17 protein-coding genes are annotated in these 25169 nt (G+C 42.0%); 1 reads left to right on the plus strand and 16 read right to left on the minus strand.

What is annotated here, in order from left to right; genetic code table 11:
- Positions 1-250: 250 nt before the first annotated feature.
- From CUU64_RS07765 to tdh, 10 genes are all read right to left on the minus strand, one after another.
- Positions 251-1009, minus strand: coding sequence for a hypothetical protein (locus tag CUU64_RS07765; RefSeq protein WP_101632994.1), 759 nt, complete (start codon positions 1007-1009; stop codon positions 251-253).
- A gap of 137 nt (positions 1010-1146) precedes the next feature.
- Positions 1147-4365 (minus strand): DEAD/DEAH box helicase, encoded by a 3219-nt coding sequence (locus CUU64_RS07770; RefSeq protein ID WP_101632995.1) that lies wholly within the window; start codon positions 4363-4365, stop codon positions 1147-1149.
- 252 nt (positions 4366-4617) lie between these two features.
- The gene (locus CUU64_RS07775; RefSeq protein ID WP_101632996.1) at positions 4618-6327 is read right to left on the minus strand and encodes a sensor histidine kinase; all 1710 of its coding nucleotides are present in this window, start codon (positions 6325-6327) and stop codon (positions 4618-4620) included.
- A gap of 550 nt (positions 6328-6877) precedes the next feature.
- On the minus strand, positions 6878-8821 hold the full coding sequence (mutL, locus tag CUU64_RS07780; protein WP_101632997.1) for a DNA mismatch repair endonuclease MutL: 1944 nt from the start codon (positions 8819-8821) through the stop codon (positions 6878-6880).
- Positions 8822-8837: 16 nt separating this feature from the next.
- Positions 8838-11486: a DNA mismatch repair protein MutS gene (gene mutS, locus CUU64_RS07785; RefSeq protein WP_101632998.1), complete on the minus strand. Its 2649-nt coding sequence runs from the start codon at positions 11484-11486 to the stop codon at positions 8838-8840.
- Positions 11487-11722: 236 nt separating this feature from the next.
- Entirely contained in the window at positions 11723-12259 is a 537-nt protein-coding gene (locus tag CUU64_RS07790; RefSeq protein ID WP_101632999.1) for an outer spore coat protein CotE, read from the minus strand.
- A 417-nt stretch (positions 12260-12676) separates the two neighbouring features.
- Positions 12677-13102, minus strand: a complete 426-nt coding sequence (locus tag CUU64_RS07795; RefSeq protein WP_101633000.1) for a YlbF/YmcA family competence regulator — start codon at positions 13100-13102, stop codon at positions 12677-12679.
- Between the two features lie 2 nt (positions 13103-13104).
- Positions 13105-14649, minus strand: a complete 1545-nt coding sequence (gene miaB / locus CUU64_RS07800; protein WP_101633001.1) for a tRNA (N6-isopentenyl adenosine(37)-C2)-methylthiotransferase MiaB — start codon at positions 14647-14649, stop codon at positions 13105-13107.
- Positions 14650-14892: 243 nt separating this feature from the next.
- Positions 14893-16074: a glycine C-acetyltransferase gene (locus CUU64_RS07805; protein ID WP_101633002.1), complete on the minus strand. Its 1182-nt coding sequence runs from the start codon at positions 16072-16074 to the stop codon at positions 14893-14895.
- Between the two features lie 69 nt (positions 16075-16143).
- The gene (tdh, locus tag CUU64_RS07810; RefSeq protein WP_180954541.1) at positions 16144-17184 is read right to left on the minus strand and encodes an L-threonine 3-dehydrogenase; all 1041 of its coding nucleotides are present in this window, start codon (positions 17182-17184) and stop codon (positions 16144-16146) included.
- 242 nt (positions 17185-17426) lie between these two features.
- Here tdh and CUU64_RS07815 point away from each other — a divergent pair, with 242 nt between their 5' ends.
- Positions 17427-17960 carry a hypothetical protein gene (locus CUU64_RS07815; protein WP_180954515.1) on the plus strand — a complete coding sequence of 178 codons (534 nt, stop codon included), beginning with the start codon at positions 17427-17429 and terminating at the stop codon, positions 17958-17960.
- Positions 17961-18034: 74 nt separating this feature from the next.
- On the opposite strand, the gene CUU64_RS07820 is transcribed toward CUU64_RS07815, so the two are convergent.
- The 6 genes from CUU64_RS07820 to rny all read right to left on the minus strand — a co-directional run bounded on the left by CUU64_RS07820 (position 18035) and on the right by rny (position 25081).
- Positions 18035-18901, minus strand: a complete 867-nt coding sequence (locus CUU64_RS07820) for a 2-oxoacid:ferredoxin oxidoreductase subunit beta (RefSeq protein ID WP_101633004.1) — start codon at positions 18899-18901, stop codon at positions 18035-18037.
- Entirely contained in the window at positions 18873-20639 is a 1767-nt protein-coding gene (locus CUU64_RS07825) for a 2-oxoacid:acceptor oxidoreductase subunit alpha (protein ID WP_101633005.1), read from the minus strand. The genes CUU64_RS07820 and CUU64_RS07825 overlap by 29 nt, the downstream gene beginning before the upstream one ends.
- Before the next feature lie 253 nt (positions 20640-20892).
- The gene (locus CUU64_RS07830; protein WP_101633006.1) at positions 20893-21813 is read right to left on the minus strand and encodes a dipeptidase; all 921 of its coding nucleotides are present in this window, start codon (positions 21811-21813) and stop codon (positions 20893-20895) included.
- Between the two features lie 166 nt (positions 21814-21979).
- Positions 21980-22240, minus strand: coding sequence for a stage V sporulation protein SpoVS (gene spoVS, locus CUU64_RS07835; RefSeq protein WP_003181955.1), 261 nt, complete (start codon positions 22238-22240; stop codon positions 21980-21982).
- 209 nt (positions 22241-22449) lie between these two features.
- Positions 22450-23247 (minus strand): TIGR00282 family metallophosphoesterase, encoded by a 798-nt coding sequence (locus CUU64_RS07840; RefSeq protein WP_101633461.1) that lies wholly within the window; start codon positions 23245-23247, stop codon positions 22450-22452.
- Between the two features lie 271 nt (positions 23248-23518).
- Entirely contained in the window at positions 23519-25081 is a 1563-nt protein-coding gene (gene rny, locus CUU64_RS07845) for a ribonuclease Y (protein WP_101633007.1), read from the minus strand.
- Positions 25082-25169 lie beyond the last annotated feature (88 nt).

Consider the following 25169-nt stretch of genomic DNA (forward strand, 5'->3'; position numbering starts at 1 on the left):
ATTTTTCTTTTAATTGGAAATAAACTCATGAAATAACAGGGTTAATCGTTCATTAACTATTTCTTATCTTTTTCATGAAATGCAGTTCCCCCAAATCTTCTTTACCATTGACTGAATATTATTCAATTAACGGTTATTCGTCCACCATTCTAATTGATATAAAGAATGTAATTCTTTAATCTATTCGTTGAAAGGAGCAAAATTTATTCACTCCTTTCTTTATAACCTTATTGAGAATGACACAACCAATTTATTTCACACTATATTCTGATAAAGCTTTACTACTCCAATCATCTAATTCAGCTATCTTCTTGGTTTGGTTAGATATGTCGTTCATAGTCCCTAGGAAATCGTCTAAAAAGTCTCTCGGAGTAGGGTAGGATTTAAAGTAGCTACTGTGTTTCTTAAACTTTCTAGTAATTAAAGTGATATGATGAATAATATAATCAACTTGTTTTTTAGTGCACCATATGATGCCCATGTTTTCTGTTACACAATTTTTCCTTGGGCAAAGGATTCCCTGCTCCATGTAGAAAGGATGGTCATGTTTCACCCAACAGAAGCACCATTTATTATTTTCATTATCAAATCCCACACATATATCCATGTCGAGGAATTCTATACTTTCAGAAGCCTTATTTTCTATGTAAATTAATTGAGCATAGTTCCCCTCAATTAATTCTCTGGCACTTTTCGTATTAAATTGTGAAGTTTCTAAAAGAAATGCAAACTTTCCTAACCAGTCTTTTTCCTCTATATAATTAGATATTCCTTCAAGTGGCTTATTATTTCTTGCATCTTTTATAACTTCGGTAAAGAACAAATTTTTACTGAACAAATTTAGATCTTTATGATCCTGGTCCAGAAGAATATATCTTTTTTCTATAAATGAGGTAGCAATCAGTAAATGTTTGTTTCCTTCATTCCAATCTAAATGAGCAACTAATTTACTATTGTATATTCTATCCTCAGATATTACATTTCTTAATTGTTTATCTATGTTAGTCATGTCAGCTTTAACTCCAGGATATATTTTTAAAATGATTATGGAATAAACAGATTTTTTCACACTGTTCCAGTTTGGTGAAATTCTAAGGTAAAAATCAATGCTTTAAAAACTTCATACTAAAATGATATCTTATCAATCTAAATCATTAAAATCTCTCGAATATCCTCTTCTGTAATCATAGAAGCTGAACTTTTATCTTTTGAACCCATAATCTCCTGAACCAATTTCCTTTTCTTTTCCTGTAAGGCATCCATTTTTTCTTCGATAGTGCCTCTTGTCACAAGCTTGATGACTTCTACAGTTTTTTTCTGTCCCATGCGATAAGCCCGGTCTGCTGCCTGCTGGTCTACGGCAGGATTCCACCATATGTCATACAAAATAACAGTATCAGCACCCGTTAGATTTAGGCCTGTCCCCCCCGCTTTTAACGAAATGAGAAATAAATCACGCTCTCCGGAATTAAACCGATCACATATTTCTACTCGCTGTTCTGATGGAGTCAAGCCGTCAAGGTAGAAATAGGAGTGCCCCCTTCCAACCAGCTCTTTTCCGATTAACTCAAGCATCTTAGTGAACTGGGAAAAAATTAACACTCTTCTGCCTGAAAGCTTTGATTCTTCAAGAATCTGCATCAGCTGCTCAAACTTTGCTGAGCTTCCTTTATAACCGTCCACAAACAGGGCTGGATGGCAGCAAATTTGACGCAGCCGGGTCAACCCCGCGAGTATTTTTATCCGGTTTTTCCTTAGGGTATCCTTTTCTAAATGCTTAAAAGTATCATGCCGGAGTTTAGCCAAATAAGCAGCGTACAGCTTCTTTTGATCTGGAAGCAGTTCCGTTGTCTCCAATAGCTCGACTTTTTCAGGAAGTTCTTCCAGAACATCTTCTTTCATCCTACGAAGCAAAAAGGGCCTAATTCTGCGGGCAATCGTTTTCCCGTTTAAATTGCTGTAATCCCTTAGTCCTTTAAGTAATTCAGGGAAAACAACATGAAAAATAGACCACAGCTCTTCGAGAGAATTTTCTACCGGTGTGCCAGTTAGAGCAAATCGGTGATTAGCAGATAACTGTTTTACCGTTCTGGCGGTTTGGGTAAAAGGATTCTTAAATGCTTGGGCTTCATCAAAAAACACGGTATGGAAGGCTTGTTTTTCAAACCATTTAATATCCCTGCGTAAAAGTGGATAAGAGGTAATCACAACGTCTATATCCGCTAATTCCCCCTGAAGTTTCATTCTCTCACTTTTAGTTCCATCCATTACGACAACTTGGACATCCGGAGCAAATTTCGTAAACTCACTGAGCCAGTTATACGTCAAGGATGATGGACAGACAATAAGGACCGGGAGTTTTCCACCACGTATGTCTAAAAGCACGGATGTTATGTACGTGATGCTTTGGAGTGTTTTCCCCAGCCCCATGTCATCCGCAAGTATACCGCCAAATCCATAGTATGCAAGAGTTTTCATCCAGTAAAATCCTTCCCTTTGATAGTCACGCAAAATAGAATTTAGACAATCGGGCACCATAAAATCCAGGCTCCCCGGATGTGCGAGTTGCTCCAAAAACGTTTGGAAGGATTTTTCTGAAATAAATGCCTTACTGCTTCCTATAAAATCCAGCATTTGCATCCCTTCAACGAGTGGGACACGGATGGATGTACCCTTTTGACTTTTTGCCGGAAGGGCATTCAGAAAGCGGTGAACTTCTTCGAATTCCCGTGTCTCTAATGATAATAGTGATCCATCCCGCAAGCGATAATACTTGCGCTTTTCCTCAAGAGCTATAAGAATATGACGGATATGTTTTTCATGAATGCCATCCATTTCAAATGTAAATTCCAGCCAATTGGTTCTTTCCTTTTTAAAGCCTACTTTTATCCTTGGGTGCGAGTTTCCCTTAAACAGCCTGTTTCGCACTGCTGTCGTAGCGTATATGTGAACAAGCTTTTGAAGCTTAGGGACAATATGATTTAAAAACTCGTATTCTAATTCCTCATTCTGCAAAAAATAGCCCGCGTCTGTTTTGGTAAACGAACTATCCTCCATGAGCTTAAGAATAGCTCCCTCCTTTTCCACATCTCTTATAAGAACAGAGCCGGCCTTCGGTTCAAGATTCTCTACAGGGTTAATCACAATATGCTCATAATGAAATTCAAGACCAGCAAGGAGCCGGTTATTCACGCGGTCTAGATATAACTTCGCGTCTAAAGGGGTTTTTCCAAATATTCCTGATATAACTCCCGATATAGTAACAGTGCCTACCTTTTTTAAACCTGGGACCACTTTTTCCAAAAACAGTCCTAACTGATCCTGGTGAATAGAAATTTGATTTGCACCTGAATCCTCCAGCATCTGCTGTAGATTTAAAAGACGGCTACAATCCTCACCACTCAACTGCACTATTTTCCCATCAAACATAACCGCACTATATGTATTCAGAACCTTCAGCCGATCCAAACCATTCACCAACAATTTCCACCCCTGACCCACCGACTCCGCAAGCTCGAATGTCAATGGAAGGAGCTCTTCTGTCAGCTGTAATCGCTTGTATACGACGCCTTCAACTATAAGCTTTACGATCGGCGCCTTACAAAGCATGGGTCTGACTCTCTCCCATGAAGATGGAGGGATGAGTAAACTTGTTTCTCTGTTTTCATAGTCATATTGTGACGGCAGATTCTCAATAAAGGTTTTTTCATCATAAATGACTCGAATTAGCTCCTGAATTAATGCATGGTTCAATTCATGAAAACAATGTAGCTGCGGGTCAAATGTAAAGGAACTAGATAGTGTATGAGAGCCGCCTTTATGAACCTGCTCCAAAAAATGCCGAATATTTTGAACTAGTAGCTGCCCGATTTTGATTTCTATACCCATAAGCTGTAATCCACTACCTACTAACACAGGCTTACACAAGAATTCGACTTCACAAACCTGCCTTGATTCAAAATGGAGTTGATGATCACTTGAGCGTCTAATTTGCTCGCTAAATAAACTGAACAAGTTTTCTGTCAGCGGGGAGTTTAGCGAATGTGAGATAGGCTCAGATTCAGCGATAGAGGTGTTTCCTGAACGGTTATGTTCAGTATACGCCAGAAGTACAGCTGCTACATGCTGGCATTCCTGCTGAAATGATACAAGGGAAGGACAACTGCATAATGCCTGAATATTTCCACTTGACTCAATATTTATGTCTACATGGAAATCTTCGATACCTGTAACGGTTGCGGAACATCCAATTGACGAAAATTTTTTAAATACGACTTTATCGGCACGATAAAAAGCCTCACCTCTTTTGAAGGAGACAGCACCGCACATTTCCATGATCTTTTTCCGATCCAATTTTAGTTTCAAAACTTTACTCCTTTCAAAAGCACGAGAAAGAAAACCGTTCACAAAAAACTGTTTCATTGCACTGTTTTGGTAACTAAAAATATTTTATTATAAAGTGGTTCGTGCATAAATATAGCAAAACCAGACAATCATTCAATACATTGAAAAGGCATTCTGGGGTAGCATTTGTGGTCGCTTTGGTTACCGCCACGTAAGTATCGAATGAAAAAGCATGCGCTAATGCCACATTCATTCCCATTATTCCTTTTTCTTTTACCGTTCATCCCTATGTTGACTATTTTGCGAGATTGGAAGGACAATGTTAAAACTCGTACCCTTATTCTCGTCACTTTTTACCTTAATCTCTCCGCCCATGGCTTTAACAATGCTATAGACGACCATGGTGCCAAGTCCTGTGCCTTTGTCTTTTGTTGTGTAAAAAGGCGTTCCCAGCCTCTCCAGCTGCTCCTCACTCATCCCTGTTCCACTGTCAGTGATACTTAGACATGCATTGGAGCCCGCTTTCTTTAAAGAGACACTGAGTTGTCCCCCTTCAGGCATCGCTTCAATTCCATTCTTAATTACATTAATCAAGCACTGATGAAGCTTTTCGGCCTCTCCGGATATATACAAACTTTCCTCCCCGGACACTTCAATATATACGTTATTCATATTTGCATACGGAATTACAACCGTTAAGACATGATCCAATTCTTCAGCCAAATCCAATAACGTTACATTCTCGAGCGACGGCTTCGCGAAGGTTAAATAATCGGTAATAATATGTTCGGCACGCTCCAGTTCATCCAACGAAATTTTGAGATACAACAACTTATCTTCCTCAGTATGATCACGCTCCTTTAACAGCTGGAGAAACCCTTTGATTACAGTCAGAGGGTTGCGCACTTCATGGGAGATGCTCGCTGCTATTTCACTTACTGTCTTCAATTTTTCCAGCTTCCTCATTTCTTTTGCCAATTTGCTGAAATTATTCGTAAAACGGATGCTGATAAATACGGAAATGACGATCGCGATAATAACGACAAGAGATCCTGTGATCAAAATATTCCGGCTACTTTGATCCGCAGATGCCGCCAAATCTTTTTTTCCAATGACAGTTATGTATTTCCAGTTACGATTTTCCGAAGTAATAACATGTAAAATGGATTCTTGGCCGTCTACTTTTGCCTCAAAGGTGCCTCCCTGCCTGATCGCTTCCAACTTGGGAATTTTTAATTCAGAGATTGATTCAAAATTCAATTCAGGCTTTTTAGGATGTGCAAGAATTGTACCATTGCTTTGCGTTAGAATGACATACCCGCTTCCGCCTATTTTTACATCATGAATCAGGCTCGTCAGCCCGTCCAGACTGACATCCAGCCCTATGACCCCGATTCTTTTGCCATTTCGTTGAATCGTCACGACATTGCTGACTATTTTATGGGTGATTCCCGATGAAACATAAGCACCTGTCATCAATACTTCGCCTGGGTCCTCAAGGGCCCTTACATACCAGGGCCGTTTTCTAGGATCATATCCAGGCAACGTGGGTCCTTCAGGGTACTGGATATATCGGCCTTCCTCAGTGCCCATATACACATACATTGCATCCGGATGGTTTTTTCCAAAGTGGGAAAATACCTCATAGATTTCCTTTTCCACTGCCCCATTTTTGCTTGGGGTCATCTGGAGGAATCCACCATTCCTTTTAATATCTTTATATGTAGTTATGCTGCTGTCCGCTTTCAGCACTCGCGGGTCCGTCGCCAGCGTATTCAAATCTTCCTCTATTCCCGTAAAGTACAGCGAGATCGCATTATCCACTTTTTCGATTTCCCTCAGACTGGAATTCAGATACTCCTGTTCAGTCGTTTCCCGGACCTTTCCGTTCGCAAAAAGCGTAATAATGGAAAGAGGAATTAATAAAAGAAGGAGTGAATTCAATATCAGCTTCCTCTTTGCTGAAAACCATTTAACTTCCATGACAAACTCCTTTTATCACAAACTGAATGCTTTATTGTGATGCCAATATTCAGGTATATTCTCTTATATTAATACTTTGGCTGATTAAAAACCTCCATTTATTCAAAATGTTTTAGAAACCCCTACATTTAATTCCTGTTCCAATATTTTGGAAATAGTTCAATTCTTCACAAAAGGCAGCAAGTTATTTAGGTGGTTTCTGCACAACAAATTCACTTTCCACTCCCCCTTTCAAAAAACAAATGACCCACCTTGGTCCGCATTCCTAAGAGGAATAGTGGGGTTTGTTTCAAATAATATACCGTAAATAGGTAGATATGTTAAGGTTTCCACTTCAATGTGTCACCAACCCGCACCAAGTACAATAACTTATTTAACTCAAATAATAAATTTCTGGAAAAATATGATAAATCATTCGAGCTATGTACTAGTAATTGCATATGAAAAGACACTTAGCAGGGAACATCTTTCTAGTAACATTAAATATGGTCAATTTATACTTAAAAACAGCCTAAAAACACTGTAGTATCAATGTTTTTAGGCTGTTATTTTACATCACCCGCTTGAACATCTTCTCCATTTCATAAGTTGAATAGGAGATGATGATTGGCCTGCCGTGTGGACAGGTGAAAGGATCCGTTGTCTGGCGCAGTTTATCTAACAGTGCTTGAATTTCATCGTTACGCAAATGTCGGTTCGCTTTGATGGATGCCTTGCAGCTCATAAGGATTGCTGCCTCTTCCCTTAACCTTTTGATATCCACTTTTTTCATCGAGAGTAGCTGCTCAATCATTTCTTCAATGATTTGCTGTTCGATTCCTGGAGGAAACCACTGCGGATGGGACCGTACGATATACGAATTGTACCCAAACTCCTCAAGGAAAACACCCACTCTGGCAAGTTCGTCGTTATATTCATTAATCCGGATGCATTCATCTGTCGAATATTCAAGTGTGATCGGTACAAGCATTTCCTGTACCTCTTCAGCCACCTGTCCCACCTTTTCAGAGTAGAATTCATATTTAATCCGTTCTTGGGCGGCATGCTGATCAATGATATACAGCCCATTTTCATTTTGGGCAAAGATATATGTGCCGTGCATTTGGCCGATTGGATACATAGATGGCACCCTGGAAGCTTTCGGTTCTTTCGGCCTTTCTTCCAAGGTATCGAACGGACTGAAGTCAAAACCGGACCCTGTTTCAGGTTCCGCTTCAGGATAAGGATGGATCTTGTTCGTTGCCCTAGTTTCAGGCTCATACATTGAGGGTTCCTGTTTAAACTCCTTTGGAGGCATAGTTTGTTTAAATTCGGGCTCACGAACAACAGTTTTAGAGAAGTATGGAGTTTCTTTTTCTGTATATTCACTTCCCGGTTCCGTGCTGTCTGATAAATGGTGCAGTTCAAATGAAGGCTGGTCTGATTCAGATATATGATCCAGCTCAAATGAAGGCTGCTCGGTCTTGACTTGGTCTTTTTTTATTGTCCCGGCTCCACTTGGAATTAGCTCCATTTTTCTGAATGCTGTTTTGATGGCCCCGGAAACAAGCTGGGTTAGCTCCGTCTCCTTACTTAAACGCACCTCCATCTTGGAAGGATGGACATTTACATCAACCAAAATGGGATCCATCTCAACGGAAAGCAACGCAATGGGATACCGACCGATTGGCAACAGAGTATGATACCCTTCCAGAATGGAATTGGCCAGCGGATAGTTTTTTATAAAGCGGCCGTTAATCATGGTTGAAATATAGTTCCTGGAAGCTCTTGTGATCTCAGGTAGTGCGAGATAGCCTTTCACCGTAAAATCGAGTGACTTAGCATCAACAGGAATCATTTTCTTTGCAATATTGAGTCCATAGATGGCGGCCAGTACTTGGCGGACATCTCCGCTTCCATTTGTATGCACCAGTTTTCTCCCATTGTGGGAAAGACGAAACGAAACTTCAGGATGGGCAAGTGCCATCCTGTTCACAACATCCGTGATATTCCCAAGCTCCGTATGGATCGTTTTCATATATTTCAGCCGGGCCGGTGTATTATAAAATAAATCTGAAACAGTAATATCTGTGCCTTTTCGGCTGGAAGATGCTTGAAGCTCCTTTACTACTCCGCCTTCCAGCGTAATGCGGGTACCGGCGCCCTCACCTGTACTGCTATTTAATTCAAACCGGGAAACGGAAGCAATACTGGGCAGGGCCTCACCACGAAAGCCGAGGGTGCGAATCCTGAACAAATCGTTCTCATCTTTAATCTTGCTTGTAGCGTGGCGCTTGAATGCAGTTTCCACATCATCTGGCAAGATCCCATCCCCGTTATCTATAATTCTGATCTGAGCAAGCCCAGCTTCTTCTAACTCTATTTCCACAATGGAACTGCCTGCGTCGATGGCATTTTCAACGAGTTCTTTTACAACCGAAGCGGGACGCTCTACCACTTCTCCCGCAGCTATTTTATTGGACAATGCCTCATCTAGCTGAACAATTTTTCCCATTGTATTTCCCTCGCTTTTACTTCAATTTCTTTTGCAGCTTATATAATACATTCAGTGCATCGAGTGGTGTCATTTCAAGAATTTCCAATGTTTTTAGCTCATCAAGGACCTTCTTTTCTTTTTGTGATGGCACTTTTTTCACTGGGACAGTCACATCGGTAAATAAGGAAAGCTGGGCCTCTTCTACCGAAGCAGCCGTCTCTGTTGCCTGAACAGATGGTTTGGCAATTTTTCCAACCTGTTCCTTTCCCGTTTGCCCATTCGATACTATCTTCTGATCGAAGCTATCGTTTTGTTCAAGCTGAAATAAAATTTCATTTGCCCTGTTTATCAATGATTCCGGTAACTCCGCAAGCTGGGCAACATGGATTCCATAGCTTTTATCCGCTGCACCTTCTTTGATTTTATGAAGAAACACAACATTCCCGTTATGCTCCACGGCACTTACATGGATATTCCTAAGGCGTAGAAGCTCGTCCGCTAACACCGTTAATTCATGGTAATGGGTAGAAAAAAGGGTTTTGGCGCCGATTTTTTCATGGATATATTCAATGATTGCCTGAGCGAGCGCCATGCCATCATAGGTTGATGTCCCCCGCCCAATTTCATCAAATAATATTAAGCTGTCTTCGGTGGCGTTGACAATTGCATTTTTTGCCTCAAGCATCTCGACCATAAATGTACTTTGGCCGGAAATTAAATCATCCGCAGCCCCTATTCGTGTAAACACTTTATCGAATATTGGCAGCACTGCTTCAGCTGCCGAGACGAAACAGCCTATTTGGGCAAGGATCGCGGTAAGTGCAATCTGGCGCATATAGGTGCTTTTCCCTGACATATTCGGGCCGGTAATTAGGAGGATTTCTCTGTCAGCGTCCATATAACAGTCATTCGGAACATATTCTTGTGTTTGAAGCACCTTTTCCACGACAGGGTGGCGGCCATCCTTCAAGACGATTTTCCGTTCATTGGAAAACATTGGTTTCACATAATGCCTTTCCTCACTGACAGTTGCAAAACACTGAAGCACATCAAGCTCGCTTATTGTTTTTGCAAGAGCTTGAAGCCTCGGTATAAACGATTTCACCTGTTCCCGGATCTCAAGGAACAAATCATATTCAAGGCCAATGCTTTTTTCCTCAGCCTGAAGAATTAAAGATTCCTTTTCCTTCAATTCTGGAGTGATGAATCGTTCAGCGTTTGTCAATGTCTGTTTCCGCTCATATCGGCCCTCTTCAAGAAGATGAATATTTGCCCTTGTTACTTCAATATAATAACCAAACACACGGTTATAGCCTATTTTGAGCGATTTAATTCCCGTTTTCTCCCGCTCTTGCCGTTCAAGCTGTGCAATCCAAGTTTTTCCGTTCCTGCTTGCATCCCGATACCTATCCAATTCAGCATGGAAGCCGTCCTGGATGATGTTTCCTTCTTTAATAGAAAGAGGCGGATTATCCACTAGTGACATTTCCAATAAATCGGTTACTTCCTCGCAAGGATCGAGTTTATTTGTTAGAAAAGAAATCTCATCATTTCCCATTGAAGCCGTAATTTCCTGAATGGCGGGGATTTGCTGAAGTGACTTTTTCAACTGGATCAAATCCCTGGCATTTACATTCCCAAACGCGACCCGGCCTGCTAGCCTTTCTAAATCGTATACTTCTTTTAACCGTTCCCGAAGATCCTGGCGTTCAAAATAGTGGTTTTTTAAGATTTCTACAAGAGATTGTCTCTTTTCAATCTCTTTCCTGTTGATCAAGGGCCTTTCAATCCATTGCTTTAACAGTCTTCCGCCCATAGCCGTTTTCGTTTCATCGAGCAGCCATAGCAGCGATCCCTTTCTGCCTTTGGAGCGTATGGTTTCTGTCAGCTCCAAATTTCGCTTCGAAAAATAATCAATTTTCATATAGGAGTTTGTCTCATATGGCAAAACAGGTTGTAAGTGGTCAAGGCTGCGTTTTTGTGTCCTGTATAGATAGTTTAGCAATCTTGAAACTGCAATCTGCGGCTTTCCTTCAGGTAAAAATTTAAACAAGGATTCAAAATTCCCGTTGTCATCGGTAGCTTCTTCATAGGAGAGGGCAGTGACTCCTCTTTCCTTCATTTTATGCTGCCATTGGGGCTCAAACCCGCTGCTTATTACTACCTCTTTTGCTCCTAAAATAGAAAGCTCGTTAAGAATATTTTCGAAGCTGCCTTCAACGATGGTAACCTTGGTTTCTCCAGTTGATAAATCATTGTAGGCAAACCCGTAAGTTCCATCCGCAAAATCAGTCACCGATGCAATGAAGTTGTTTTCTTTCTCGTCCAGGCCCTTCCCGTCCATTTTTGTACCCGGAGTAATTAGCTGGACCACTTCTCGCCTGACGACTCCCTTTGCTTGCTTTGGGTCCTCCGTTTGTTCACAAATAGCCACTTTGAAGCCTTTTTCTATCAAAATATCTATATAATTGGGGGCCGAATGATAGGGCACGCCGCACATTGGGATCCGTTCTTCACTGCCGCCCTCCCTACTTGTCAAAGTAATTTCAAGCTCTTGGGAGGCCTTTAGCGCGTCCTCAAAAAACATTTCATAAAAGTCGCCTAAACGGAAAAATAAAAAGGCATCCTGGTACTCTGCCTTGATTTTTAAATATTGTTGGATCATCGGAGTATAACCGGACATAGCTTTCAAAACCTTTCTGACAAGTATTGCTCTATGTAATCGTGTACTATATTATATCATAAGTAATTATGTTATTTATAAATCCGGTCCAATGTTAAGGTCCTTGTATATATTGGATAAAAATAAAACCGGATGAAGGTGACTCATCCGGGGATTACTTAACGTTATTATTCCACAAGCGGGAGTGCCTCAGAACAGTAGAAGCCACAGTTCCATTTATTGTTCTGCTGACTTTATTACTCATCCTCAAAATCAACAAGGAAATCCGGATTTAAATCTTCAAACTCTGCATCTGAGTCTAAGCCCCATTCTTCATCGTCACAGCCATTCGGATTGACGGCAACGCATACCTTCGTTTCTCCGACTACTTCCACAAAGAATTCCCTTTCCACATGTACCATGATCTTTTTCCCATCCGGGGAGATACTGGCCTCGATGCAGTTCGGCTGTTGGACTGCCTTGGCAATGATATCATCATCATCATTGTATTCAGGGTCCCGGTACTTTAAGGAAACGGTATCCGTATAATGCACTTTTTCACACACTAGGTCAGTTTTTGTATTATGTTGAGTAGAATACCAGACGTTAATTTCAAATGTACCGCGTATCTCCACTTTGTTGCCGATCTTTTTTGCCTCATACTTATGATTGATAATCCAGCAACCTAAAATGCTTGATGGTTGATGTGCCGGGGAAATGGTATGTGTGGACTTTGTATATTTACGTCCTTTTCCAACCACGGCCTTGGTTATAATTTCTCTGTATTGTGCCATGCTAGCGAACCCTCCTCATACAGTTTCCATTCATCCTATGCGTGTTATTAGTCCAGTGTGCGAATTATTTTTATAAAAGAACCTGACATCTGAATCAGTTGATTGCGATATTTTATGCCGTCATTTAATGATATGTGCCAAGACGGACTATTATGGTTTAGATCTGTTAATTATTAATTCGCTTTCCTTTAACGGGAGACTGGGAATCTATTCTTCTATATATATGCATATTTTTGCGACCAGACATTTATCATACTGCGTAACATAAGGAGGGGTGTTTTGTATGGATCATTTTTTATCAATTCACATGAAATTTGGTTACTCTCCGCAAATAAAAAAACTGCCTGTATTACTTAACTAGTACTACAGGCAGTTTTGTATTTAGAATCAAATTTTTTTAATGCCAGTTATAGGCAATCAGCAGCTGCTGCCGCCGGCACGGACTTTTGATCCTGTTTCACCACTCAGCAAATCGCCCCCGGTGGATTCAATAATCGAGTCCGTTACAGTATTGGATACCTGAGATGCAACCATCTGGAGCAAATCATTAACATCTCCTTGAGATTGTTTGAATTCCTGGACAATCGGAAGTTCATCCAATTCCTGCTCCAGTGCATCGATTTTATCCTGTACCTGCTTAAAAGCCTTATCTTTTCCGTAATTCTGGAAATTAACTGCTTGTTTTTGCAGGCTTTTGATACTAGCAATCATTTCGCGTACCTTCTGGTTTTCGTTAATTTGAGCTTCTGCACGCTTAAAGAAATCAACTTCTTCAGTTTCTGCAATCATTTTCGCAAGGTCTGCCGCTTTTGCTAGGATGTCATCTTTTGTATATTTCGCCATCTTTATTCCACCTCTACCGCTGTAGCTTCTTCAACCATCTCTCCGTTAAGTGACCAGGTTTTTGCTTCTGTAATTTTCACTTTAACAATCCGGCCAATTGCAGACTTAGGTCCTATGAAGTTTACAAGCTTATTTTTTCTTGTATAGCCGGCAAAAACATCCGGATTATTCTTGCTTTCCCCTTCAACAAGTACTTCCACTATCTGGCCTTCCATTTCTTTCATTTTCTTGGCGGAAAATTCGTTAACAAGAGCATTTAACCTCTGCAGACGTTCTTTCTTAACTTCCATTGGTACGTTATCTTTCATGTTTGCCGCGGGCGTTCCTTCACGCGGTGAATAAATGAATGTGTAAGCAGCATCATACCCCACTTCCCTGTATAGGGACAGTGTTTCCTCAAATTGCTCATCTGTTTCATTAGGATAGCCTACGATGATATCAGTTGTCAGGGCAACATCCGGAATAGCCGTTTTAATCTTCCTGACAAGGTCCAAATACTGTTCTCGAGTGTATTTACGTGCCATGATTTTAAGAACATCGCTGCTTCCGGATTGGACAGGAAGATGGATATGCTCGACTAGATTGCCGCCTTTTGCGAGTACTTCTATGAGGTAGTCATCGAAATCGCGCGGATGGCTTGTTGTAAAACGTATTCGCGGGATATCAATTTTGCGGATCTCATCCATCAAGTCAGCAAGACCATACTTAATATCTTCGAAGTCCTTTCCGTAGGCGTTTACGTTTTGGCCAAGAAGCGTAATCTCCTGGTATCCTTGGGAAGCCAAATGGCGAACCTCCTGGATAATATCCTCCGGGCGCCGGCTCCGCTCTTTACCCCTTGTATAAGGTACGATACAGTACGTACAAAACTTATCGCAGCCATACATAATATTAACCCAGGCTTTAGTCTGGCCTTTACGAACTTTTGGAAGGTTTTCAATAACATCGCCTTCCTTGGACCAAACTTCGATCACCATTTCCTTTGACATATAAGCATCATTCAAAATGTGCGGCAGGCGATGAATATTATGAGTACCAAAAATCATATCCACAAACTGGTGCTTGGAAAGAATTCGATTGACTACAGATTCTTCCTGAGACATGCAGCCGCATACACCAAGCAAAAGATCCGGCTTTTCCATCTTCAGGGCCTTTAAGTGGCCAAGCTCGCCAAATACTTTGTTTTCAGCATTTTCACGGATTGCGCATGTATTTAGCAGGATGACATTAGCATCTTCCACTGTTTGTGATGGTTCATATCCAAGTGCCATGAAGATTCCGGCCATTACTTCTGTATCATGTTCATTCATTTGGCAGCCGTAAGTGCGGATGTAAAATTTACGGCCCTCGCCCATCCCGCGATATTCCTCTGGAATCCCGAAGTCTTTATGATATTTTACTTCTTCTTTGCCTCGTTTTTTTGCATCCTTTAAGGAAGGCGGGACATATACGGCCTGGAAGTACTTGCTGTAATCCTTTTCGGATTTTTTGTCCGCTGAATTTTCAGCCTGTACTTTTTGTGAATCTAATCGTTGCTCTTCGTTCATGTTTATCCCCTTTCCAGTAAGCCAATTCCCCATAATGGGAAAACTTATTAACAGATAACCGCAAGCCATGTACTTTCTTTTAGTCGTTTTACCATACACATTACTATAGTATATAGCTTTTAATAGGAAGAAACAATACTTCACACAGGGGAGCGCTAATTGTTTGAGAGTTGTCACAGTCTTATATGTAAATCCGAGGCAGACCCTCCTATCCCCTGCCTCAGGAACCCTAGATCACTCTTGTTATCTTTTAATAATACCAAAGTCTTTACCGGCTCTATCAAAAGCATCAAGTGCCTGCTGCAGGACTTCCATAGAATGCTGGGCGGTAACGATGGTACGAACTCTCGCTGATCCCTTTGCAACTGTTGGAAAGGAAATTCCCTGTGCAAACACCCCGTATTCCATAAGCTTATCAGAGAAACGGTGTGCTAGTCCTTCATCTCCTACAATAACAGGAGTTATTGGCGTTTCGCTTTTTCCGGTGTTGTAGCCTAGGCTTCGTAATCCCTTTTTAAAGAATTTCGTATTTTCCCATAGCCTTTCTATTAACTCGGGTTCTTCCAAAAGAACATCAAGCGCTTCAATACACGCTGCCGTGACGCTAGGGGGATGGGACGTGCTGAACAAGAACGGCCTTCCTTTATGAATCAAGTAATTTATTAAAGTCTGTGTGCTGGCGACATAGCCACCCAGGACTCCAATCGCCTTGCTTAAAGTACCAACTTGGATATGGACCCTTCCATCAAGTCCGAAATGATTCACTGTACCTCTGCCATTCTTGCCGAGAACTCCTGATGCATGGGCATCATCCACCATGGTCAATGCATCGTATTTATCCGCCAGGGCCACGATTTCAGGAAGAGGGGCGATATTCCCATCCATCGAAAAAACTCCATCGGTAACAATAAGCCGTTTGCGGTATTTTCCGGTCTCCTTAAGAACTGCCTCAAGCGAATTCATATTTACATGTTTATATACCTTTCGTGCTGCCTTTGTTAAACGGATGCCATCGATGATAGAGGCATGATTCAATTCATCGGATATTACAACATCTTCAGGTGAGAGAATTGCGGAGAGTACTCCTTGATTTGTGGTAAAACCGGATTGAAAGACAAGGGTTGCTTCTGTGTGTTTAAATGCGGCCAGTTTTTTCTCAAGCTGTTCATGCATTGATAGCGTGCCGGCAATGGTTCGTACAGAACCCGTTCCCGCCCCGTATTTTTCAATGGCCTCTATTGCTGCTTTACGAAGCCGCGCATGCGAGGTTAGTCCTAAGTAGTTATTTGATGAAAGCTGAATTAGCTCCCTTCCATCAATCGTAACTTTTGCTCCCTGTTCTGACTGCAGTGGTACCAGCTCACGAAATGTACCACCCTTCTTCATGGCATCCAGTTCTTCATGCAAGTACTCAAAACCTTTCAGGGAAATCTCCTCCTCTAATGTTTACTATCTACTATGTTTATTTTTCAATAGCGCTATTAGAATCCCTTTTTAAGGATAAAGGACAATTTTTCCACAGTTTCCCTTGATCATTAAATCAAATGCTTTTTTATAGTCTTCAAGAGGAAAATGATGGGTGATGATTGGCTTGACGTCCACCTGCCCAGAGTTGAGCAGGCCAGATACCTGCTGCCAGGTTTTAAACATTTCCCTACCGGTAATTCCCTGAACTGTTATGCCCTTGAAAACTATATCTTCGGTAAAGTCGATTTCCACTAGCATTGAAGGCAGGCTTAGGATAGAAACGCGGCCGCCGTTTGTCACCATTTTAAATCCCTGGTTAATAGCGGTAGGATGCCCGCTCATTTCACATACAACATCTACTCCATTTCCATGTGTCAATCGTTGCACTATTTTTATAGGATCCTGCTTTGCGGAATTTATCACCACGGCTGCTCCAAGCTTTTTGGCTATAGCAAGGCGATAATCATTAACATCAAACGCATAAATCTTTGAAGCTCCAGCTGCTTTAGCTATACATACAGCCATCATGCCTATAGGGCCGCAGCCAATCACCGCTACATTCATTCCCGCAATTTCACCTGCGAGAACAGTATGAACAGCATTTCCCATAGGTTCTTGTAGGGAAGCCACATCATAAGGCATATCCTCCGGGTTTTTCCACAAGTTTCCTTCAGGTAAAACTACATACTCTGCAAAGCAGCCTTGTGTGTCCACACCGATAATTTTTGTATGTTTGCAAATATGAAACTTCCCGGATAGGCATTGCGGACATCTGCCACATACGATATGCGTCTCAGCCGAAACAAAATCCCCTGGTTTAACACTCTTAACCTTAGACCCTATCTTTGCTACCTCTCCCGAGAACTCATGACCGAACACATACGGGGGATTGACCCTTCCTGCCGCCCATTCATCCCAAGTGTATATATGAATATCTGTTCCACAAATCGAGGTAGCTTTTACTTTAATTAATACTTCCTCGTCATTAATTATTGGTATTGTGATATTTTCCAATTGGGCGCCATATCCACGGCAGTGCTTCACCAACGCTTTCATTTTTCCGTTCACCATGAACACTCTCCCCCAAAAAAATCGGGTTAATTCTTATCTTCATAGTATTCTAGCCTATCCAAAAAATGCATGTACCTTTCCATGTCTTTTTCACACGAACAATTGGTTACATAGAAAGTATGATTTATATCCGACTATGCATGTTTCTTTCATTCTTTTGTTGAATTGTGGACATTGTCCCATGCAGCTTGTCAATTCGTGCATAAAATATGTTAGAAATTCAATAAATTTTTTAAGGAGTGACAGCATGGGCCAACGAAACAAACGGCGCCGAGCACGAAATGAAGAATTTCGTGATTGTGATTGCAACTGCAATGAAGACTGGGATTACTGTGATGATTGGTGTGGCGATGAACCTGATGAGCGCGATTATGGATACAGAAATAGATACGGTAATGAATCCGAAGACTGTGATAATGATTTGGAAAACAGTGATGATGAATTCAGGCGAAGAGATGAAGAAGAAGACCGGCGCAGGGAAGAAGAGGAAGTTAGACGAAGACGTGAAGAAGAGGATCGTCGCAGGGAAGAAGATCAATTTAGACGAAGACGTGATCGATTTGGCAGAAGGGAAGAAGATTATAGGGACACTCGTGATACTGATTTCCGGAGCAGACCTGGAGCATTTAGAAACACACAAGAAGATGAACGAGACAGAAGAATCAGGCGTGGTCCATTCAGATGGTTTTAATCATCCATTATTTAAAAACCAGTTTACGAAAGCAGAAAGAATAAGTCCGGTTCATAATGAACCGGACTATCACATTTTTTAGCTATCTGAAAAATGGTGTTTACTGCGCAGATTAGGTTGAAGAAAAAATTATCGATTTGACAAAGAAAGAGTAGCTTACATAAACTCAGCGACTAGCTGGTCAAAACTTTTTTCGCTCAACCTTAGGTCTGCTTTTGTCAAAGATTCTTCCCCATAACCAGGGAGCAGTTCCTGATAAGACTGGCGCTCGGTATTTTGATAGATGATTCCAGTTACCAAACCATCATGTTCCATTACGGTTTGCATAGCCATTTCACGATTTGAAGACTCATAGCCTTCAATCGTGGCAAGCTTCGTTAAGTTCTCTTTAAACCAGTCATACGTATTAATTTTATTGTATGTTACGCATGGACTGAAAACATTGATGAACGAGAAGCCTTTATGTTTGATTCCTGCTTCTATGATTGCAGTCAAATCTTTTAGGTCTGTTGAAAAACTTTGTGCGACAAACGTTGCTCCAGCTGACAAAGCCAGTTCCATCGGTGAGATTGCCTGTTCAATGGAGCCCTCCGGCGTAGATTTCGTTTTAAATCCTGCCGCTGATCTCGGGGAAGTTTGCCCCTTCGTCAGCCCATAAATTTGATTGTCCATAACAATATACGTGATATCGATATTGCGGCGGATTGCGTGTATGGTATGTCCCATACCAATTGCAAAACCATCCCCATCCCCGCCTGACGCAATGACTGTCAATTCGCGGTTTGCCATTTTGACACCCTGAGCAATCGGAAGCGCGCGGCCATGGATGCCATGGAAACCGTAAGATTTAATATAGCCAGAAATACGCCCTGAGCAACCGATTCCTGATACCACGGCAAGCCCTTCAGGTTCAAGGCCGACATTGGCTGCAGCGCGCTGAATTGCGGCCTGGACTGAGAAGTCGCCGCAACCAGGGCACCAGTTTGGTTTTACATTATTGCGGAACTCTTTGAATGATGCCATTATCGACCAACTCCTTGCATTGTGAATGTATTTCATGCGGCAGGAACGGATTTCCGTCGTACTTTAGGATGCTTTTAATCTTCCTTACATTGCCGACATTCATTTTCATAATATTAGCTAACTGCCCTGTGGCATTATTTTCGATTACAACCACATTTTTAGCAGAATCTACTAACGTTTCAATTTCTTCAGCCGGGAATGGATGGATTAATCGGATGTGAGCGTGATTCACCTTGATACCCTCTGCCTCTAATCTGCCCATCGCTTCTTCAATTACCCCACGGGTTGAAATGTAACCAACAATCAGGAGATCTGCTTCTGCATGTGGCGCATTCTTATATACCGGTGTTTTAAAAGCAACCTGCTCAATTTTCCTCATCCGCTTATCCATTTGGGCTTTACGGTTCCCTGATGATTCAGACGGTTTCCCTGTTTCATCATGTTCAACACCTGTTACGTGGAATATACCGTTTGGTGTTCCTGGCAACACACGCGGGGAAATCCCATTTGCAGTTACTTCGTAGCGCTTAAAGTATTCACCGTTTTCCAATGCAGGAAGCTCCTCGGTAACCAGCTTACCGCGCCTGATTTCAACTCTGCTGTAATCAAGCGGCTCAACAGTCTGTTTGCCTAGCGACAGCTGGAGGTCTGAAAGAACGATTACCGGACATTGGTACTCTTCTGCCAAATTGAACGCCTCTGCTGTATCATAAAATGCTTCTTCAACCGTGCTTGGCGCCATCACAATTTTTGGTATCTCTCCGTGAGTTCCATAGATCATTGCCATAAGGTCTGACTGCTCCTGTTTTGTTGGAAGACCGGTAGACGGGCCTCCCCTTTGTGTATCAACGATAACAAGCGGTGTTTCGGTAATCCCAGAAAGACCGATTGCTTCCATTTTCAACGATAGGCCAGGACCTGCAGATGCAGTAAGCGCACGGATTCCGCCGTAATTAGCACCGATCGCCATTGTCGCAGCGGCAATTTCATCTTCTGTTTGAATCACCGTTCCACCAAGCGCAGGAAGTTTTTTAATTAAGTACTCCATAATTTCAGAGGCAGGGGTGATTGGATACGCTGCCATAAAACGGCATCCACCGGCGAGTGCACCAAGAGCAATAGCATCGTTACCAATCATAAATAATCTTTTTTTGCCATCCGCTTTTTCAAGTTTCATAGCTCCTACTTTATCGCCTAGCTTTTCTGTCATATGTTCATAGCCGGCTTTAATAGCATCCATATTCTTCTGGACAACCTGCTCACCTTTTCTGCCGAAGATTTCTCCGACAACTTCGGAAAATACATTAATATCCAATTCTAGAACGGCACTGGATGCGCCGATAGCTACCATATTTTTCATAAGGGATGTTCCAAGGTCCGTGGCAATTTCAGTAAATGGCACAGCATACAATACCGCATTCGTATCGTCAGGACGCACCGGGTTAAACTTGGCATCTGCAATGATAATTCCGCGATCATGAAGCTCTTTATAGTTTACGTCAATTGTCTCCTGGTCAAATGCAACAAGGATATCCAAGTCGTCGGAAATGGATCTTGTTTGCACAGTGCTGACACGAATTTTGTTATTTGTATGCCCACCCTTTATACGAGATGAGAAATGGCGGTATCCATACAAGTAGTATCCTAACCTATTCAGGGCTATACTGAAAATTTCCCCCGTGCTTTCAATACCTTCCCCTTGTTGTCCGCCAACTTTCCACGAAAGTTGATTGATCATGTTTTACACCCCTCCAGATACGGTTAAAATATTATTCTCTCGTGAAAACTACTATTGAGACACCCCTCTTAATAAATGTAATCATCTGAATATGTATAAAAATAGGTTCATTTTATCATAGGAAAGGTGTACTAAACGCTTTCAATTCTAGCCCTAAACCCCCAAAAAAGCAACCCTTTGCCAACAATAATTGGTAGTTTCAGAGGTAATTTTTTGTATATTTTGATAATTTAGAGAAATTTAGCGAACGCAGTTAGACAGGGAATCTGGATGAAAAATTTTTAAACAAAATTCCTTTTATAAAATCTTCAGGATAATGCTTGTGCAGTTCTTCAATCAGGTTACCGTATTCTTTGTAGGATGATAGATTATATACAGTGTAGTCGATACCGTCAAAGTCTGAACCGAGTCCAATATTTGTTGCGCCGCCCATTGCGGCTATGTAATCAATTTGACTAAGGACATCCCTAATACTTGCCCTAGTTTTTTCCGTCAAAAAATGGGGTACGAAGGTAATGCCTATTACGCTGTTTTTATTAATTAATGCATGAATTTGGGCATCCTTTAGATTTCGGGGATGCCGGCAGATGCTATAGACATTGGAATGTGACGCAATTGGAAATTCAGCAATTTCGATCGTATCCCAGAACGCTGCTTCCGATAAGTGTGAAACATCGCACCACACAGATTGTTTATTTAACTCTTTTACGACTTGTTCCCCAAAGGCCGTTAAGCCTGCCCCCCGCTTTTCCATGGCACCATCTGCAACCCTATTGGCGAAGTTCCATGTCAAACCGACGGCCGATACACCTAAACGGAGTAAGGTTTTCAACTTCATTAAGTCATCACCAATACAATCACAGCCTTCTAAAGTTAATACCGCTCCGATTTCTCCTTCCCGAAGACCCTCAATATCCTTTTTGCAAGTTACATGCTTCATTCCTGGCATCGTGAGTATCTTTTCATAGAAAATATCAACCATGCCGAGTGCTGCTGCAAACCTTGCATCCGGATGAATGTCCTCCGGAACATATATAGCAAAGCATTGCACCTTGCTGCCGGCAGCTATTAGAGATTGATAGTCAATATGAAGGTTTTCATTTTGTGAAAATGAGATGGATGGATCAAGAAACAATTTCATTAGTACATCGCAATGAGCATCAAAGATTTTCATTCATTCAGTTCCTTTCAATACAGTTTCTATCTCTAACTATTTAATAAATCATGCTTTGGTGAATCCACCTTAATGAGAACGGGATGTGCAGGAACAAACAAAACCTCTCACCCCTCAAAAAAAGAACCTGTCTGCAAAATGCAAACAGGAACCGACGCACTGCCAATTATCTAGGCTCAACAATAAGCTTGATAGCCGTACGTTCTTCGCCATCAATCTGGATATCTGTAAAGGCAGGAATACAAATCAAGTCTACTCCACTAGGTGCCACAAACCCTCTTGCGATTGCTACTGCCTTGACGGCCTGGTTTAACGCACCGGCACCGATAGCCTGGATTTCGGCCGCTCCTCTTTCTCTTAACACTCCGGCCAGTGCGCCTGCTACAGAATTAGGATTAGATTTTGCTGAAACCTTTAATATTTCCATCCCTAGTCCTCCTTGTTTTCCCCTTACCCATTGGATCTGTAGTCCATAGGTATAACTCTTTCCATTGCTACTATATTCAGGGAATAAACCCTGTATGACAAATACATCTGGACTTGTCCGAGAAACGCAAAAGGAAAATTTAGAGTTTGAATCGAACTTCAGGATAGGTAGCAAAATAACGGTCCTAAGTCTGACTACAATCCGCTGATTTATGAAAAAAATGGATTGTCATCATTGATGAGGATACGATCGATTTTTCGTGATTGGCCCGTTTGCTCATCAATGTCGATTATGACAGCACTTAAAATGGTCCTTCCTGATTTCGGAACCTCAAAGCGGACTGGTAAACTTGTTAAGAATCGCTGGATGACTGCCTCCCGCTCCATACCTAATATTCCATCATAGGGGCCGGTCATACCGACATCTGATAGAAAAGCCGTACCGTTTGGAAGAATCCGATTATCCGCAGTTTGGACATGGGTGTGCGTTCCGACGACAGCTGACACCCTCCCATCCAGGTACCATCCGATAGCCTGTTTTTCGCTTGTAGCCTCGCCATGGAAATCCACAAAAATAATTGGAGTCCTTTTCCTGGCCTCTTTCACCAGTTGATCCGCTTTAACAAATGGACAGTCTAGAGGAGGCATGAACGTACGACCTTGAAGATTAATAATGGCAATCTCGTATTGGTTCCATTTCAAAAACTTCAATCCGTTTCCGGGTGTTCCCGCAGGAAAATTGGCGGGCCGCACGAGGTATTTCGCTTTATCAATAAACTCAAAAACCTCCCGGTTGTCCCAAGAATGGTTGCCAAGTGTAACTGCCTGGGCACCCCATTCTAGGAACTCACGATATATTTTCTCAGTGATACCTCGGCCGCCAGCAGAATTTTCTCCATTTACTACTGTAATATGCGGCCGGTATTTCTCCTTCAGTCTTGGAAGATATTCCTTCAGCATGTCCCTGCCGGGTGATCCGACAACGTCTCCAATAAATAGCAACTTCATTTTAGATTCCTTTCTACCCATCCAATCCTTATACCTATGAAGGTACGGACTTCTTTTGGCAGTTCTTACCTGCATATAGCTGAACACAGAATAAGTACCCCACATTTGTGGGCCTACTCCTCTGTCTCTGCAAATACAAAGGCTCGCCACTCGCCGAGTTTTTCTAATTAGTTTATATAGGTATTGTAACATAATTCTTATAAAGTAATAATTGCCCCAACAGCAATCTGAGAATGGGTATAAAAAAAAGCAAAGTGGTGAAAACACCACTTTACTTTGCGTACTCAACGGCTCTTGTTTCACGGATCACCGTTACTTTAATATGTCCAGGATAATCCAATTCTTCTTCAATGCGTTTGCGAATATCCCTTGCAAGGCGATGTGCTTCAAGATCATCGATTTGTTCAGGCTTTACCATGATTCTCACTTCGCGACCGGCCTGGATGGCAAAGGATTTCTCTACCCCGTCATAGGATTCAGAAATCTCTTCAAGTTTTTCCAGCCTACGGATATAGTTTTCAAGCGTTTCGCTTCTTGCCCCAGGTCTTGCAGCTGATAGAGCATCCGCAGCGGCAACAAGGACGGCGATAATCGAAGTTGGTTCTGTGTCGCCATGGTGGGAAGCTATACTGTTAATGACAACAGGGTGCTCTTTATACTTGGTTGCGAGTTCGACGCCTATTTCAACATGGCTGCCTTCTACTTCATGGTCGATCGCTTTCCCGATGTCATGAAGCAACCCGGCACGGCGGGCCAGCGTTTCATCTTCACCAAGCTCAGCGGCTAGCAATCCGGATAATTGGGCGACTTCCATTGAATGCTTTAAAACATTTTGGCCGTAGCTTGTACGGAATTTCAAACGGCCAAGAATTTTAATTAGATCCGGATGGAGCCCGTGAACACCAACCTCAAATGTGGTTTGTTCCCCGATTTCACGGATATGTTCATCCACCTCGCGCCTAGCTTTATCCACCATCTCTTCGATCCGCGCTGGATGGATCCTGCCGTCCTGCACAAGCTTATCAAGCGCTAGGCGAGCAGTTTCACGCCTGATTGGATCGAATCCCGATAGGATAACAGCTTCCGGTGTATCATCAATGATTAGATCAATACCAGTAAGCGTCTCTAAAGTACGGATATTTCGCCCTTCACGCCCGATAATCCGACCTTTCATCTCATCGTTTGGCAAGTTGACCACTGAAACTGTCGTTTCTGCAACATGGTCAGCCGCACAACGCTGAATCGCCAGGGAAAGCAATTCTTTCGCTTTCTTGTCAGCTTCCTCTTTCGCACGATTTTCACTTTCCTTAATCATGACCGCGGTATCATGGGTCAGCTCTTTATCAAGACGGTCAAGAATGATTGCTTTTGCTTCTTCACGCGTCAAGCCGGAAATACGTTCGAGTTCAGTTTGCTGCTTGCGAACCATCTCGTCCACTTTGCTTTCCATCTCTTCAATATGCTGTTGTCTTTGGTTCAGAGAATCCTCCTTTTTCTCCAAAAGTGTTTCACGTTTATCTAACGTTTCATCTTTACGGTCAAGGTTCTCTTCTTTTTGCAATAATCGATTTTCTTGTTTTTGCAATTCAGTTCTTCGTTCCCGAACCTCTCGTTCTGCATCGGAACGAATCTTATGAATCTCATCCTTTGCTTCCAATAGGGCTTCTTTTTTAGCTGCCTCTGCTTCACGTTTTGCATCTTCTATGATCTGTTCAGCTGAGTTTTTAGCCCCTGCTATTTTGTTTTGTGATACAGTCTTGCTTACAAAATAGCCAACAACTGCACCGACGATTAGGCCAAGCAAAATGGAGATGATTACTGTAATGGGTTCCATCGTTTCACCTCCCCTTGCTATGAACTTGTAACTAAAGTCTGTCGGCATGTACATTGTACATAACTTCAATATACAGCACTTTGCTTTT

This window comes from Bacillus sp. V5-8f (genome assembly GCF_002863565.1).
Lineage (GTDB): Bacteria > Bacillota > Bacilli > Bacillales > DSM-1321 > Peribacillus.

What these genes read in the sequence shown, in the direction of transcription:
- CUU64_RS07765 (WP_101632994.1), bottom strand. Translation starts at nt 1,009, where the DNA reads ATGACTAACATAGATAAACAATTAAGAAATGTAATATCTGAGGATAGA.
- CUU64_RS07775 (WP_101632996.1), bottom strand. Translation starts at nt 6,327, where the DNA reads ATGGAAGTTAAATGGTTTTCAGCAAAGAGGAAGCTGATATTGAATTCA.
- mutL (WP_101632997.1), bottom strand. Translation starts at nt 8,821, where the DNA reads ATGGGAAAAATTGTTCAGCTAGATGAGGCATTGTCCAATAAAATAGCT.
- mutS (WP_101632998.1), bottom strand. Translation starts at nt 11,486, where the DNA reads ATGTCCGGTTATACTCCGATGATCCAACAATATTTAAAAATCAAGGCA.
- CUU64_RS07790 (WP_101632999.1), bottom strand. Translation starts at nt 12,259, where the DNA reads ATGGCACAATACAGAGAAATTATAACCAAGGCCGTGGTTGGAAAAGGA.
- CUU64_RS07795 (WP_101633000.1), bottom strand. Translation starts at nt 13,102, where the DNA reads ATGGCGAAATATACAAAAGATGACATCCTAGCAAAAGCGGCAGACCTT.
- miaB (WP_101633001.1), bottom strand. Translation starts at nt 14,649, where the DNA reads ATGAACGAAGAGCAACGATTAGATTCACAAAAAGTACAGGCTGAAAAT.
- CUU64_RS07820 (WP_101633004.1), bottom strand. Translation starts at nt 18,901, where the DNA reads ATGGCATCATTCAAAGAGTTCCGCAATAATGTAAAACCAAACTGGTGC.
- CUU64_RS07825 (WP_101633005.1), bottom strand. Translation starts at nt 20,639, where the DNA reads ATGATCAATCAACTTTCGTGGAAAGTTGGCGGACAACAAGGGGAAGGT.
- CUU64_RS07830 (WP_101633006.1), bottom strand. Translation starts at nt 21,813, where the DNA reads ATGAAAATCTTTGATGCTCATTGCGATGTACTAATGAAATTGTTTCTT.
- spoVS (WP_003181955.1), bottom strand. Translation starts at nt 22,240, where the DNA reads ATGGAAATATTAAAGGTTTCAGCAAAATCTAATCCTAATTCTGTAGCA.
- CUU64_RS07840 (WP_101633461.1), bottom strand. Translation starts at nt 23,247, where the DNA reads ATGAAGTTGCTATTTATTGGAGACGTTGTCGGATCACCCGGCAGGGAC.
- rny (WP_101633007.1), bottom strand. Translation starts at nt 25,081, where the DNA reads ATGGAACCCATTACAGTAATCATCTCCATTTTGCTTGGCCTAATCGTC.